This window comes from Acidovorax sp. 210-6 (assembly GCF_010020825.1).
Taxonomy (GTDB): domain Bacteria; phylum Pseudomonadota; class Gammaproteobacteria; order Burkholderiales; family Burkholderiaceae_C; genus Simplicispira; species Simplicispira sedimenti.
In genome coordinates, this window is the sequence record NZ_JAACJE010000001.1 from 1813599 (window position 1) to 1827335 (window position 13737).

A 13737-nucleotide genomic window follows, 5' to 3' on the forward strand; every position below is an offset into this window, starting at 1 on the left:
ATTGTCGCATGCGGTTTTGGCTGACTTTTCTGCTGATGGTGTGCGTGGCCCCGGCCTGGGCGGCCCATGCCTATGCGCTGTGGGGCGATCCTCGTTACCCGGCCGGGTTCGCGCATTTTGCGTATGTGAACCCGCAGGCGCCCAAGGGCGGCGAGTTGCGGCTGGTGAGCAATCTGCGCACCTCCACCTTCGACAAGTACAACCCATTCACCATCAAGGGCAGCGCGCCGGCCTACCTCTCGTCGCTGATGTTCGACTCGCTGCTGGTGGGCTCGCTCGACGAGACGGCCACGGGCTACGGCCTGCTGGCCGAGGATGTGCAGGTGGCGCAGGATGGCCTCTCGGCTACCTTCCGGCTGCGGCCCGAGGCGCGCTTCCACAATGGCAAGCCGGTACTGGCCGCTGACGTGAAGCACAGCTACGACACCCTGGTGGGCCCGCACACCTCGCCCGCCTACAAGACCCTGTTGATCGACGTGGCCGGCGTGGACGTGCTGGGCGAACGCACCGTGCGCTACCGCTTCCACAAGCCCAACCGCGAGCTGCCGCTGACCGTGGGCGGCCTGCCGGTGTTCAGCCGCGACTGGGGCGTGGAGAACGGCCAGGCCAAGCCCTTCGACCAGGTGGTGATGGACCTTCCCATCGGCAGCGGTCCTTATCGTGTAGGCCCGGTGCGCTTCGGCAAGGACATCACTTACGTGCGCGACCCGGACTACTGGGCCAGGGATCTGAACGTGCGCAAGGGCACGGCCAACTTTGACCGCATCACCGTCAAGATCTACAAGGACGCCACGGCGCGGCTCGAAGCGCTCAAGGCGGGCGAGTTCGACCTCATGCGATTTTTCAGCGCGGGCGACTGGGCGCGCCGCGTCAACGGTCGCAAGTTCGACACGGGCGAGCTGGTCAAGGGCGAGTTCGCGCACAAGCTGCCCTCGGGCTACCAGAGCTACGTGCTCAACACGCGCCGCCCCTTCTTGCAGGACGTGCGCGTGCGCGAGGCCCTGGGCCTGGCGCTGGACTACGAGTGGATGAACCGGCAGATGTTCTACGGCGCCTACCAGCGCGTCAACGGCCTGTTTGGCAACACCGCGTGCGAGACGCGCGGCACGCCATCCCCCGAGGAGCTGGCGCTGATGGAGCCGCTTCGCCAACACATCCCGGCGGCGGCTTTCGGCCCCATGACGGTGCCGCCGCGCACCGATGGCGATTCCTCCCTGCGCGCCAACCTGCGCCGCGCGCAGCAGCTGTTGAAAGAGGCGGGCTGGGAAGTGCGTGATGGCGCCTTGCGCAACGCCCAGGGCCAGGCCATGGTGCTCGAATACATGGACAGCAACGAGGGCGGCGTGCGCGTGGTCACGCCGTGGATGCGCAGCCTGGAAAAGCTGGGCATCACCTTGCGCTTCCGCGCGGTGGACTTCGCCCTGTACCAGCAGCGCCTGCAGAAGTTCGACTTCGACATCACCTCCATGGCCTTCCAGGGCACGCACAACCCGGGCCAGGAATATGCCGACCTGTTCGGCAGCCAGGCCGCCGACACCGAAGATTCGGGCAACTTCGCCGGCGTGAAGAACCCCGCCGTGGACGCGCTGATCGCGGCCATGACTGCGGCCAAGACCGAGGCGCAACTGCTGCCCGCCTGCCACGCGCTGGAGCGCGTCATCGCCCACAGCCACTACCTGATTCCGCAATGGACTGCCGGCACCCACCGCATGGCTTACAACGCCTGGCGCCTGGCACGGCCCGAGGCGCTGCCGCCGTATTCCAATGGCGAGGGCTGGGCGATTGATACGTGGTGGGCAAAATAAAAGCAGCCTTATCCGCCCATGAACTTCGTACGATTGAACTCAATTTGAGCGCCCTTTATGCCTAGTGCGACGATCAAGATCTTCCTTCCCCATGGCGATCCCAAACGACTCAGAACAGCTGAGATTTCCAATTGGTCGGGCAAGGCTGTGGCGGGTCCACGGACTGAGCTTGATCAGCTGGTCGTGCGCGAGGAAGCAGACAACGTAGGCATATATTTTCTAACTGGACTTGACCCGATGTCCGGTGTGCCAGCCGTCTATATCGGTGAAGCGGAGTCCGTCAAAGAGCGACTGAAGCAACATTTGGACAAAGACTTTTGGAATCAAGTCGTGTTCTTTACGAGCAAGGACGAGAACCTCACCAAGGCGCACATTCGGTTTCTGGAAGGCAGGGTGATCGAACTTGCCAGGAAAGCTGGCCGAGCGAATCTCACGAATTCGCAGTCCACCAACTCACGGTTGCCAGAATCAGATCGTGCAGATATGGAGATCTTTCTTCAGAAAATCGAGCAGTTGTTGCCAGCACTCGGTGTGGAGGTATTGGTGCCTATCGCGGCTAAGCCTGAGTCGGCTGATGAGTCGCGTTTGCTTTACTGCGAGATCGTTGGCTTACGTGCGACAGGTCATTTGACACCTAACGGGATCGTCGTCCTCAAGGGGTCTCAAGCGGTGTTGAATCTGCGGCCATCTGCCGAGAGTTACCCTTGGGTTGTGAATGCGCGGGAGCAGTTAAGGCTGAACGGAGTGCTGAGCGAGGCGGAGGACCATTTGGTGTTCACCGCTGATCATGAGTTTTCCAGCCCTAGCGCGGCGGCAGCTGTTGTTCATGGTGGTACCGCCAACGGCAGGACAGCTTGGAAGGATGCTCAGGGTCGAACGCTGAAAGAACTGGAAGCGAGCTAGTCACATGTTCGCCTACATCCTCAAGCGCATCCTGCTTATGCTGCCCACCCTGCTGGGCGTGCTGCTGCTGACCTTCGTGGTGATTCAGTTCGTGCCGGGCGGCCCGGTGGAGCAGTACATGGCCGAGGCCAAGGCCGGCGCGGGCGTGGGCGGCGGTGCCGAAGGCGGGGGCCTGAGCTATCGGGGCGCGCAGGGCGTGGACCCCAAGCGCCTGGAGCAGATCAAGGCGCTCTACGGCTTCGACAAGCCCGCGCACGAGCGCTTCCTGCAGATGCTGGGCCAGTTCGCGCGCTTCGACCTGGGCAAGAGCTTCTTCCAGAACAAGGACGTATGGCAGCTCGTGGTGGAGAAACTCCCCGTCTCCATCAGCCTGGGGCTGTGGACCTTCTTCATCAGCTACCTCGTGGCCGTGCCCTTGGGCGTGGCCAAGGCGGTGCGCGCGGGCTCGCGCTTCGACCTGGTGACCACGCTGCTCATCCTGGTGGGCTATGCCATTCCGGGCTTTGTGCTCGGCGTGGCTCTGCTGGTCATCTTTGGCGGGCAACTGCAGTGGTTCCCGCTGCGCGGGTTGACGTCCTCCAACTGGGAGGAGCTGTCCTGGGGCGCGCGCATCGTGGACTACCTGTGGCACATCACCCTGCCCATCACGGCCATGGTGCTCGGCAGCTTTGCCGTCACGGCCATGCTGACCAAGAACGCCTTTTTGGAGGAGATCCGCAAGCAGTACGTGCTGACGGCGCGCGCCAAGGGCCTCTCGGAGCGCCAGGTGCTCTGGAAGCATGTGTTCCGTAATGCACTCATTCCCATCATCACCGGCTTTCCGGCCGCCTTCATCGGTGCGTTCTTCGCAGGCTCGCTGCTCATCGAAACACTGTTCTCGCTCGACGGCCTGGGCCTGCTGAGCTATGAGAGCGTGATCCGGCGCGACTACCCCGTGGTGCTGGGCACGCTCTACCTGTTCACGCTGATCGGGCTGGTGACCAAGCTGATCTCCGACCTGTGCTACGTGTGGGTGGACCCGCGCGTGAAGTTTGATTGAGTCATTCCACGGCATGCGCACCGCTTCTTCTTCGCCATCGCCCTCGCTCTCTCCCTCCCGCCGCGCCTGGCTGCGCTTCAAGCGCAACCGCCTGGGTTACTGGAGCCTGCTCGTCTTCTGCGCGCTGGTGCTGGTGAGCCTGTGCGCCGAGCTGGTCAGCAACGACCGGCCGCTCATCGTGCGCTACGAGGGGCAGACCTACTTTCCCATGCTCAAGGACTACCCCGAGAAGACCTTTGGCGGCGACTTCGAAACGCCGACCGACTACCTAGACCCCTTCATCCGCGAGCGCATTACCGCGGGCAGCAACTGGGCGCTGTACACCCTCAACCGCTACGGCCCGAACACGCTCAACTACTTCGCCAAGGCGCCCAACCCCTCGGCGCCCACGCCGGAAAACTGGCTGGGCACCGACGACCGGGGGCGCGATCTGCTGGCACAGCTCATCTACGGCTTCCGCGTGAGTGTGCTGTTCGCGCTGGCGCTCACCGTGACGGGCGTGGCGCTGGGCGTGCTCACCGGGGCCATCCAGGGCTTCTTTGGCGGCAAGACGGACCTGGCCTTCCAGCGCTTCATTGAGATCTGGGGCTCCATGCCCGAGCTGTACCTGCTCATCATCTTCAGCGCGGTGTTCGCGCCCAGCATTGCGCTGCTGCTGATTCTGCTGAGCCTGTTCGGCTGGATGGGCCTCTCGGACTACGTGCGCGCCGAATTCCTGCGCAACCGCCAGCTTGACTATGTGAAGGCCGCGCGCGCCCTGGGCGTGGGCAATGCGCAGATCATCTGGCGCCACATCCTGCCCAACAGCCTCACGCCGGTGGTCACCTTCCTGCCGTTCCGCATGAGCGCGGCCATCCTGGCGCTGACCTCGCTCGACTTCCTGGGCCTGGGCGTGCCGCCGGGCACGCCCAGCCTGGGCGAACTGCTCTCGCAGGGCAAGAACAGCATCGACGCCTGGTGGATCTCGCTGTCCACCTTTGGCGTGCTGGTGGTCACGCTGCTGCTGCTGACCTTCATGGGCGATGCGCTGCGCGATGCGCTCGACCCCCGAAAGGCGGACAAATGACCGGCGAAGCCATCAACGCGCTGCTCCAGGTGCGCGACCTCTCCGTGCGCTTCGGTGCCAAGGAGGTGGTGCGCGGCGTGGGCTTCGACATCGCGTCCGGCGAGAAGCTGGCGCTGGTGGGCGAATCCGGCTCGGGCAAGACCATCACCGCGCTCAGCCTGCTGCGCCTGGCGGGTGAGGCCAAAATCAGTGGCCAGGCCATGCTGCGCGGGCGCGACCTGCTCTCGTTATCGGAGCGCGAAATGCGCGGCGTGCGCGGCGGCGAGATCGCCATGGTGTTCCAGGAGCCCATGACGGCGCTGAACCCGCTCATGACCATCGGCCAGCAGATTGCCGAGGTTTTGGAGCTGAAGAAGGCTCTGACGCCCGCAGAATCTGCGCAAGCAGCTATTGAATTGCTAGCAAAAACCGGCATTCCCGAGCCCGAACGGCGTGCGGGCAGCTTTCCGCACCAGCTCAGCGGCGGCCAGCGCCAGCGCGCCATGATCGCCATGGCCCTGGCGAGCGAGCCCGCGCTGCTGCTGGCCGACGAGCCCACGACGGCGCTCGACGTCACGCTGCGCGGCCAGATTCTCGATCTTCTGTCCGAGCTGCAGCGCAGCAGCGGCATGGCCGTGCTGCTCATCACCCATGACCTGAATCTGGTGCGCCGCTTCGCCGACCGCGTGGCCGTGATGGAGCAGGGCGTGCTGGTGGAGCAGGGCAGCGTCGCCGATGTCTTCCGCGCGCCGCAGCACCCCTACACCCAGCGCCTCATCGCCAGCCAGCCCCGGCGCGATGTGGTGGAAGGCGCGCTACCCGAAGGCACCGCCCCCGTGGTCCAGGCGCAGCACCTGCGCGTGGTCTATCCCACGCCGCTGCCCGGCATCGGGGGCTGGTTCAGGAAGGGCGAATTCGTCGCCGTGCAGGGGGCCACGCTGCAACTGCCACCGGGCCGCACGCTGGGCGTGGTGGGGGAATCGGGCTCGGGCAAGTCCACGCTGGCGCAGGCCATCCTGGGCCTGCTGCCGCACGGCGGCGAACTGGCGGTGGCCGGGCAGGGCTGGCAGCAGCCCGCCACGCGCAACACGCCGGCCAACCAGCGGCTGCGCCGCCAGGTGCAGGTGGTGTTCCAGGATCCGTTCTCCTCGCTCTCGCCGCGCCTGACGGTGGAAGAGATCGTGGGCGAGGGCCTCAAGGTGCACGAGCCTGCGCTGGATGGGACAGAACGCCGTGGGCGTGTCGAAGCCGCATTGGCCGAGGTGGGGCTGACCGAGGCGCAGTTCCCCGGCCTGCTGGCGCGCTATCCGCATGAATTCTCGGGGGGGCAGCGCCAGCGCCTGGCGGTGGCGCGCGCGCTCATCGTGCAGCCGCGCGTGCTGGTGCTCGACGAGCCCACCAGCGCGCTCGATGTCACCATCCAGCAGCAGGTGCTGGGGTTGCTGCAGCGGCTGCAAAAGGATAAGGGCCTGAGCTACCTGCTCATCACGCACGACGTGGATGTGATCCGCGCCATGGCGCACGAGGTGCTGGTGATGAAGGATGGCACAGTGGTGGAGCAGGGCAGTGTGGGCCAGGTGCTCGACGCGCCACAGCACCCCTACACCCAGCGGCTGGTCGCGGCCGCCGCGTAGTTCATCCCCCGTTTTGCCGCAGCGTGGGGGCGCTGCGCCAGCGCTGCTGCACCTGGCGCACAGCTTCCAGCCACACCAGGCACAGCGCCACCAGGCCGACGCCCGTCGCCAGCCCTGGCATGCCTGGCAGGGCCAGGCCCATCAGGTCACGCAGCACGGGGACGCCAAGGACCGCAGCCAGCAGCAGCGCCATGGCGGCGGCCATGCGCCATAGCCAGGGGTTGGGGTCGGTCACACCCATCAGTGCCGGGCGCGACAGGTCGCGGTTGGCCAGGATCAGCAGCATTACGCCCAATACCAGGGTGCTGAACACCACGGCGCGGCCTTGTGCGCCGCTCCAGCCCTGGGCCACCAGCCAGGCCTGCCCGCCCAGCAGCACAGCGGCCATGCCCAGGCCCTGCAGCACGGAGGAGAGCAGGGGGCCAGCGGCGAAGGGCGAATCCGACACCGGGCGGGGCGGGCGTTCCATGGTGTCGCTGTCCTCGGGTTCGGCCTCGAACACGATGGAGCAGGCCGGGTCGATCAGCAGTTCCATCAGCACGATATGCACCGGCAGCAGCAGCACCGGCCAGTGCAGCAGCGTGGGCACGAGCGCCAGCGCGATGATGGGCACATGCACGGCGAATACAAAGCGTGTGGCTTTGCGCACGTTGTCGTCGATGCGCCGCCCCTGGCGGATGGCGGCCACGATGCGCGCGAAGCTGTCGTCCAGCAGCACCAGCGCGGAAGCCTCGCGTGCCACATCGGTACCGCGCTCGCCCATGGCGATGCCCACGTCGGCGGCCTTGAGCGCGGGGGCGTCGTTCACGCCGTCGCCGGTCATGGCCACCACTTCGCCGCTGGCGCGCAGCAGTTGCACCAGGCGCAGCTTGTGCTGGGGCTTGAGACGCGCGCACAGGTCCACATGGCGCAGCCGCTTGGCAAGGGCCGCATCGTCCAGCGCCTCCAGCTCCGCGCCGGTGATGACCTCGGGGCGGTCTGACAGGCCCACCTGCTGGGCGATGGTGCGGGCCGTGGCCGGGTGGTCGCCGGTCATCATGACCACGCGCACGCCGGCACGCCGGCATTCGGCCAGCGCGGCGGGCACCTCGGGGCGGGGCGGGTCGGCCAGCGCCACGAGGCCGAGGAAATCAAAGTCGAAGTCGTGCTGGCTGGTCGGCCAGGGCGGGCTCTGATCGGGCGCCAGCGCCGGGCCCCGCCAGCGTCCCCGCGCCACGCCGAGCACGCGCAGGCCGCGTTCGGCCATGGCCTCGACCTGGCGACGAATCGCGTCCAGCCGCGCGGCATCGAGATGGCACAGGTCGGCCACGGCTTCGGGCGCGCCTTTGGTGGCCAGCAGGTGCACGTCGGGCTCGTCGCTGGCGAACACGCGCGTCATGGCCAGGATCTCGCCCGAGAGGGCGTACTCGAATTCGGGCTCGCGCCCATCGTGCACATGCTCGGTGCCTTCCAGCCACTGGTGGCCGAAATGCTGAATGGCCTTTTCCATGGGATCGAACGGGTCGCCCGGCGTGGCCAGCATGGCGAATTCGGCCAGCCGGTGGAATTCCTCCGGCAGATGGCTGGCACCTTCGGGGCGGAAATGCTGCTCGGGCGTGGCCAGCTCGGCCACGGCCATGCGGTTGAGGGTGAGCGTGCCCGTCTTGTCCACGGCCAGCACGGTGATGGCGCCCAGCGCCTCGACGGCGGTGACGCGCCGCGTCAGCACCTTCTGGTGCGCAATGCGCCAGGCGCCCAGCGCCAGAAACACGGTCAGGATGACCGGAATCTCCTCGGGCAGGATGGCCATGGCCAGGGCGATGCCTGAGAGCAGGCTCTCCAGCAGGGGGCGGCCGTTCCACCACCAGCCCAGTAGCACCTGGGCCAGCGCCAGCACCACGGCACCGATGCCAAGGTTGCGCACCAGCCGGCGCGATCCTTCCTGCAGCGCCGAGGACGGCTCGGTGGTGGCCGCCAGGTCGGCGCCGATGCGCCCCACGGCCGTCCGGGCGCCGGTGGCGCACACCCGTGCCACGCCCACGCCCCGCGTGACCACGGTGCTGGCGAACAGGCCTGGCGTGCCGTCACCGCCCGGTGCCAGGGCCGCGTCTGGCTGGCCGTTGGGCGCCATGGGCAGCTTGGCCACGGGCACGGCTTCGCCGGTGAGCAGGGATTCGTCCACTTCGAGCTGGCCGTCAATCAGCAGGGCGTCGGCGGCGATGCGGTCGCCCTCGTGCAGCACCATCAGGTCGCCGCGCACTACGTCGCGCCCGGCGATGCGCTGCTCCTGGCCATCGCGGATGACCAGGGCGCGCGGTGCCGACAGGTCGCGCAAGGATTCGAGCGCGCGCTGGGTCTTGCGCTCCTGTGCCAGCGTGATGCCGATGACCACGAACACGAAGCCCAGCAGGAACAGGGCCTCGCCCCGGTCGCCCAGGGCCAGATAGATGCCGCCTGCGGCCAGCAGCATCAGGAACATGGGCTCGGTGACCACGTCCCGCACGATGGCCAGCGTGGACTTGGGTGTGCTGGACGGCAGCAGATTGCTCCCTTCGGTGGCCAGGCGTTGCTGTGCTTGGGCAGAGCTGAGTCCGTGAAAGCGCTCGGAAACGGGGGCTGTGGAATCGGGCACGGTGTGGAACAGGGCTGTGTGCCTGGGAAGTGTAGGCCGATCGGGTGCCGGGCAGGGCGTTTCTCTGGGCTGGGAACTCGCTGCCTCAGACCCTTTTCGGCGGGAGCATTGGGGATTGCCTTTTATTATTGCAATGTTTCAATAAGTATTGAATAATCAAAGCATGGAAAAAGAGACAGCCATCATCGTCTTCGAGTCGCTCGCTTCCAGCGTGCGTCTGGATGTGTTCCGCTTGCTGGTCCGGCATGCCCCCGATGGGCTGGTGGCGGGTGAGATCGCGGCAGCACTCGGATTGCCCGCGACCAACCTGTCGTTTCATCTCAAGGCGCTCACGCAAGCGGGCCTGCTGTCGGTGACGCAGGAAGGGCGCTTCCAGCGCTACCGCGCCCACATGGCGCTCATGGGGGAGCTGGTGGCCTATCTCACTGCCGAATGCTGTGGCGGTCACCCCGAGGCTTGCCTGGGCCCGCATGCGGTTGCTGCCTGTACGGATTGCCCATGAAAGAACTCGCCATCACCTGGCAGCGGTTGATTGATTCCACGGGCTCCACCTGCCCGCGCTGTGCCGGAACGCATCAGCAAGTGCAGCAGGCCGTGGACCGCTTGCGCGCGGCCCTGGAGCCGCTCGGCGTGCGACCGGTGCTGGAAACGCGCGAGATCGATCCCGCCACGTTCCTGCAACAGCCCGACCAGTCCAACCGCATCTGGGTGGGTGGCCGTCCGCTGGAAGACTGGCTGGGCGCACGCAGTGGCAGCAGCCAGTGCTGCGATGCGTGCGGCGATGCGGAGTGCCGCACGCTGGAAATCGATGGCACCAGCCATGAAGTGGTCCCCGAGGCGCTGCTGGTGCGCGCGGGCCTGATTGCCGCCAGCCAGCTTTTCGATCCTACCCTGTCCAGCCCAGAACCCGCCCGAGGCCACCCGTGATGCTGAATGTTCTGTTTCTCTGTACCCACAACTCTGCCCGCAGCATCCTGTCCGAGGCTTTGCTCAACCACCTGGACCGCCGATCCCCCGCACGGCGCTTCCAGGCCTGGTCGGCCGGCAGCAGTCCGCGTCCAGGGCAACAACCCCACCCGCTGGCGCTCGAAGTCCTGCAAAGCGCGGGCATTTCCATCGAGGGGCTGCGCAGCAAGAGCTGGGATGAATTCGCCACGCCCGGCGCACCGCACATGGACCTGATCATCACCGTGTGCGACAACGCGGCGGGCGAGGTGTGCCCCATCTGGCCTGGCCATCCGGCCACGGCGCACTGGGGCTATGCCGATCCTTCCGCAGGCGATGCGCCAGACGATGTCAAGCGCCAGGCGTTCCGCCACACGCTGCATGAGATCGGCCAGCGGCTGGAGCTGTTGCTGAGCCTGCCGCCGGAAAAATTGCACAAAAGCCTGCTGCAGGATGCGGCACGCAGTCTCTCGTCCCATTGAAACCAGGAGTACCCATGAGCACCATCCAGATTTTCGACCCGGCCCTGTGCTGCAGCAGCGGCGTGTGCGGCACCGATGTGGACCAGAACCTCGTCAACTTCTCGGCCGATGCCGACTGGGCGCGCCAGAACGGCGCCCAGCTGGAGCGCTTCAACCTCGCGCAGCAGCCCATGGCCTTCGCGGAGAGCGCGCCGGTCAAGGCTTTCCTGGAGCGCGCAGGGCAGGAGGCGCTGCCGCTCACGCTGGTGGACGGCCAGATCGTGCTGGCGGGCCGCTACCCCTCGCGCGCCGACCTGGCGCGCTGGGCTGGCCTGGCCGCGCCTGCCGCCGCCAAGGCCGAGAGTGCCGGCAACTGCTGTTCGGGTGGTTGCTGCGGCTGAGCGCCGCGTGCTTGTCTCCGCTCTCGTCACTTCACCCCACGCTGCCATGCATTTTCTCGACCAAGCTCCGCGCTTTCTTTTCTTTACCGGCAAGGGAGGCGTGGGCAAGACCTCGCTCGCCTGCGCCACCGCGCTGCACCTGGTGGCGCAAGGGCGGCGCGTGCTGCTGGTGAGCACCGATCCGGCCTCCAACGTCGGGCAGGTGTTCGGCATCGCGATTGGCAACCACATCACGCCCGTGCCGGAGGTGCCGGGCCTGGCGGCGCTGGAGATCGACCCGCAGGCCGCCGCACAGGGCTACCGCGACCGCATCGTCGGCCCGGTGCGCGGCGTGCTGCCGGATGCGGTGGTCAAGGACATCGAGGAGCAGCTGTCAGGCGCCTGCACCACCGAGATCGCCGCCTTTGACGAATTCACCGCGCTGCTGACCGACACGGCGCTCCATGCGCAGTACGAGCACATCCTGTTCGACACCGCACCCACCGGCCACACCATCCGGCTGCTGCAGTTGCCCGGTGCCTGGAGCGGCTTCCTGGAGGCCGGCAAGGGCGATGCCTCGTGCCTGGGGCCGCTGGCCGGGCTGGAGAAGCAGCGCGAGCGCTACCAGGCCGCCGTGGAGGCGCTGGCCGACCCTGCCCATACCCGGCTGGTGCTGGTGGCGCGTGCCCAGCCCGCCACGCTGCGCGAGGCCGCGCGCACCCACGCCGAGCTGGCCGCCATCGGCCTGCGCCAGCAGTGCTTGGTCGTCAACGGCGTGCTGCCCTTGGCGGAAGCCGAGCACGATCCGCTGGCCGCGGCCGTGTGCCGGCGCGAGCGGGCGGCGCTGGCCGCCCTGCCCGAAGGCCTGCGCGCGCTGCCGCTGGACCAGGTGCCGCTCAAGCCCTTCAATCTGGTGGGCATTGATGCCCTGCGCCAGTTGCTCGATGCGGCCCCGGCCACCGCAGGCGAGGCCCCCGGTGAGAGCCTGCCCCTGCTGCAGGCGCCCAGCCTGTCCCGGCTGGTGGACGAAATCGCCCAGGATGGCCATGGGCTGGTGATGGTCATGGGCAAGGGCGGCGTGGGCAAGACCACGCTGGCCGCCGCCGTGGCCGTGGAGTTGGCGCACCGGGGGCACGAGGTGCATCTGACCACCTCCGACCCGGCGGCGCACCTCCAGGAAACGCTGGCGGGATCGCTGGAGCATTTGAGCGTGAGCCGCATCGATCCGCACGAGGTCACGGAGCGCTACCGCCAGCAGGTGCTGGCCAGCAAGGGCGCCGGGCTCGATGCGGCGGGCCGTGCGCTGCTCGAAGAAGACCTTCGCTCGCCCTGCACGGAAGAGATCGCGGTGTTCCAGGCTTTCTCGCGCGTGATCCGCGAGGCGGGCCGCAAATTCGTGGTGATGGACACCGCGCCCACCGGCCACACGCTGCTGCTGCTCGACGCCACCGGCGCCTACCACCGCGACATCGTGCGCCAGATGGGCGACAAGGGCCTGCACTTCACCACGCCCATGATGCAGTTGCAGGACCCGAAGCAGACCAAGGTGCTCATCGCCACGCTGGCCGAGACCACGCCAGTGCTCGAAGCCGCCAATCTGCAGGCCGACCTGCGCCGCGCGGGCATCGAACCCTGGGCCTGGGTGGTGAACAACAGCGTGGCAGCGGCCCGCGTCACCTCACCGCTGCTGCGCCAGCGCGCCCGCAACGAGCTGCGCGAGATCGAGGCCGTGGCCGCGCACCACGCCGCGCGCCACGCCGTGGTGCCGCTGCTCAGCGAGGAGCCCGTGGGCGTGCCGCGCCTGCTGCAACTGGCGGGCGCTGCGCTGTCAACCACGGGGGCATGACATGGGGCTGTTCGAGCGATATCTGACCGTTTGGGTGGGCCTGGGCATCCTGGCGGGCGTGGGCCTGGGGCTGCTGGTACCGGGCGCCTTCCAGGCCATCGCCGGGCTGGAGGTGGCGCATGTCAACCTGGTGGTGGCCGTGTTCATCTGGGTGATGATCTACCCGATGATGATCCAGATCGACTGGAGCGCGGTCAAGGACGTGGGCCAGAAGCCGCGCGGGCTGCTGCTCACACTGGTGGTCAACTGGCTCATCAAGCCATTCACCATGGCGGCGCTGGGCGTGTTGTTCTTTCAATACCTGTTCGCGCCCTGGGTCGATGCGCGGTCGGCCAGCGAATACATCGCCGGCATGATCCTGCTGGGCGTGGCACCGTGCACGGCCATGGTGTTCGTCTGGAGCCAACTGGTGAAGGGCGACGCCAACTACACGCTGGTGCAGGTGTCCATCAACGACCTCATCATGGTGGTGGCCTTCGCGCCCATCGCCGCCTTCCTGCTGGGCGTGACCAACGTGACCGTGCCCTGGGAGACGCTGGTGCTCTCCACCGTGCTTTACGTCGTTCTGCCGCTGGCGGCGGGCATGGCCACGCGGCACGCGTTGCAACGGCGCTCCAACCAGGCCGTGGCCGACTTCGTGGCGCGGCTCAAGCCCTGGTCCATCGTCGGGCTGATCGCCACCGTGGTGCTGCTGTTCGGCTTCCAGGCGGGCACCATCGTGGCCCAGCCGCTGGTGATCGGTCTGATCGCCGTTCCGCTGATTGTGCAGAGCTATGGCATTTTTGCCATAGCTCTGGTGGCGGCACGCTGGCTCAAGTTGCCACACAACGTGGCCGGGCCGGCCTGCCTGATTGGCACCTCGAACTTCTTCGAGCTCGCCGTGGCGGTGGCAATCTCGCTGTTCGGCCTGAACTCGGGCGCGGCGCTGGCCACCGTGGTGGGCGTGCTGGTGGAGGTGCCGGTGATGCTGTCATTGGTGGCGCTGGTCAACCGCACGCGGCACTGGTTTGAGGGGTGATGGTGCCGTTACCATCACAGCCTTGAACGCCGTTGCGGCGTGCCGTTGAT

At 67.2% G+C, this 13737-nt stretch carries 12 protein-coding genes; 11 read left to right on the forward strand and 1 reads right to left on the reverse strand.

The genetic code is table 11. The features are described 5' to 3' along the window. Positions 1-8 precede the first annotated feature (8 nt). From GWK50_RS08355 to GWK50_RS08375, 5 genes are read left to right on the forward strand one after another with little or no spacing between them, the layout of a single operon-like run. On the forward strand, positions 9-1805 hold the full coding sequence (locus GWK50_RS08355) for an extracellular solute-binding protein (RefSeq protein ID WP_162016074.1): 1797 nt from the start codon (positions 9-11) through the stop codon (positions 1803-1805). Between the two features lie 57 nt (positions 1806-1862). Beyond that, positions 1863-2708: a GIY-YIG nuclease family protein gene (locus GWK50_RS08360; protein ID WP_162016075.1), complete on the forward strand. Its 846-nt coding sequence runs from the start codon at positions 1863-1865 to the stop codon at positions 2706-2708. 4 nt (positions 2709-2712) lie between these two features. Further along, the gene (locus GWK50_RS08365; RefSeq protein WP_162016076.1) at positions 2713-3747 is read left to right on the forward strand and encodes an ABC transporter permease subunit; all 1035 of its coding nucleotides are present in this window, start codon (positions 2713-2715) and stop codon (positions 3745-3747) included. A 13-nt stretch (positions 3748-3760) separates the two neighbouring features. Next, the gene (locus GWK50_RS08370) at positions 3761-4813 is read left to right on the forward strand and encodes an ABC transporter permease (protein WP_162016077.1); all 1053 of its coding nucleotides are present in this window, start codon (positions 3761-3763) and stop codon (positions 4811-4813) included. Further along, positions 4810-6426, forward strand: coding sequence for a dipeptide ABC transporter ATP-binding protein (locus GWK50_RS08375; protein WP_162016078.1), 1617 nt, complete (start codon positions 4810-4812; stop codon positions 6424-6426). The genes GWK50_RS08370 and GWK50_RS08375 overlap by 4 nt, the downstream gene beginning before the upstream one ends. A 1-nt stretch (position 6427) precedes the next feature. Here the strand turns inward: GWK50_RS08375 and GWK50_RS08380 are convergent, their stop codons facing one another. Continuing rightward, positions 6428-9037 (reverse strand): cation-translocating P-type ATPase, encoded by a 2610-nt coding sequence (locus tag GWK50_RS08380; RefSeq protein ID WP_197904992.1) that lies wholly within the window; start codon positions 9035-9037, stop codon positions 6428-6430. Between the two features lie 163 nt (positions 9038-9200). Between GWK50_RS08380 and GWK50_RS08385 the strand changes: the two genes are divergently transcribed. The 6 genes from GWK50_RS08385 to arsB are packed head-to-tail and all read left to right on the forward strand — an operon-like array spanning position 9201 to position 13687. Beyond that, positions 9201-9539: a helix-turn-helix domain-containing protein gene (locus GWK50_RS08385; protein ID WP_162016079.1), complete on the forward strand. Its 339-nt coding sequence runs from the start codon at positions 9201-9203 to the stop codon at positions 9537-9539. After that, entirely contained in the window at positions 9536-9964 is a 429-nt protein-coding gene (locus GWK50_RS08390; protein ID WP_162016080.1) for a DUF2703 domain-containing protein, read from the forward strand. The genes GWK50_RS08385 and GWK50_RS08390 overlap by 4 nt, the downstream gene beginning before the upstream one ends. Next, positions 9964-10464 (forward strand): arsenate reductase ArsC, encoded by a 501-nt coding sequence (locus GWK50_RS08395; protein WP_162018059.1) that lies wholly within the window; start codon positions 9964-9966, stop codon positions 10462-10464. Before GWK50_RS08390 ends, GWK50_RS08395 begins: the two co-directional genes overlap by 1 nt. A 14-nt stretch (positions 10465-10478) precedes the next feature. Further along, positions 10479-10844: an arsenite efflux transporter metallochaperone ArsD gene (gene arsD, locus GWK50_RS08400; RefSeq protein ID WP_162016081.1), complete on the forward strand. Its 366-nt coding sequence runs from the start codon at positions 10479-10481 to the stop codon at positions 10842-10844. Positions 10845-10890: 46 nt separating this feature from the next. Next, positions 10891-12669: an arsenical pump-driving ATPase gene (gene arsA, locus GWK50_RS08405; protein ID WP_162016082.1), complete on the forward strand. Its 1779-nt coding sequence runs from the start codon at positions 10891-10893 to the stop codon at positions 12667-12669. A 1-nt stretch (position 12670) separates the two neighbouring features. Further along, complete coding sequence (gene arsB / locus GWK50_RS08410) at positions 12671-13687, forward strand: ACR3 family arsenite efflux transporter (protein ID WP_162016083.1); 1017 nt, start codon at positions 12671-12673, stop codon at positions 13685-13687. The last annotated feature ends 50 nt before the right edge of the window (positions 13688-13737 follow it).

What these genes read in the sequence shown, in the direction of transcription:
- GWK50_RS08355 (WP_162016074.1), top strand. Translation starts at nt 9, where the DNA reads ATGCGGTTTTGGCTGACTTTTCTGCTGATGGTGTGCGTGGCCCCGGCC.
- GWK50_RS08360 (WP_162016075.1), top strand. Translation starts at nt 1,863, where the DNA reads ATGCCTAGTGCGACGATCAAGATCTTCCTTCCCCATGGCGATCCCAAA.
- GWK50_RS08365 (WP_162016076.1), top strand. Translation starts at nt 2,713, where the DNA reads ATGTTCGCCTACATCCTCAAGCGCATCCTGCTTATGCTGCCCACCCTG.
- GWK50_RS08370 (WP_162016077.1), top strand. Translation starts at nt 3,761, where the DNA reads ATGCGCACCGCTTCTTCTTCGCCATCGCCCTCGCTCTCTCCCTCCCGC.
- GWK50_RS08375 (WP_162016078.1), top strand. Translation starts at nt 4,810, where the DNA reads ATGACCGGCGAAGCCATCAACGCGCTGCTCCAGGTGCGCGACCTCTCC.
- GWK50_RS08385 (WP_162016079.1), top strand. Translation starts at nt 9,201, where the DNA reads ATGGAAAAAGAGACAGCCATCATCGTCTTCGAGTCGCTCGCTTCCAGC.
- GWK50_RS08390 (WP_162016080.1), top strand. Translation starts at nt 9,536, where the DNA reads ATGAAAGAACTCGCCATCACCTGGCAGCGGTTGATTGATTCCACGGGC.
- GWK50_RS08395 (WP_162018059.1), top strand. Translation starts at nt 9,964, where the DNA reads ATGCTGAATGTTCTGTTTCTCTGTACCCACAACTCTGCCCGCAGCATC.
- arsD (WP_162016081.1), top strand. Translation starts at nt 10,479, where the DNA reads ATGAGCACCATCCAGATTTTCGACCCGGCCCTGTGCTGCAGCAGCGGC.
- arsA (WP_162016082.1), top strand. Translation starts at nt 10,891, where the DNA reads ATGCATTTTCTCGACCAAGCTCCGCGCTTTCTTTTCTTTACCGGCAAG.
- arsB (WP_162016083.1), top strand. Translation starts at nt 12,671, where the DNA reads ATGGGGCTGTTCGAGCGATATCTGACCGTTTGGGTGGGCCTGGGCATC.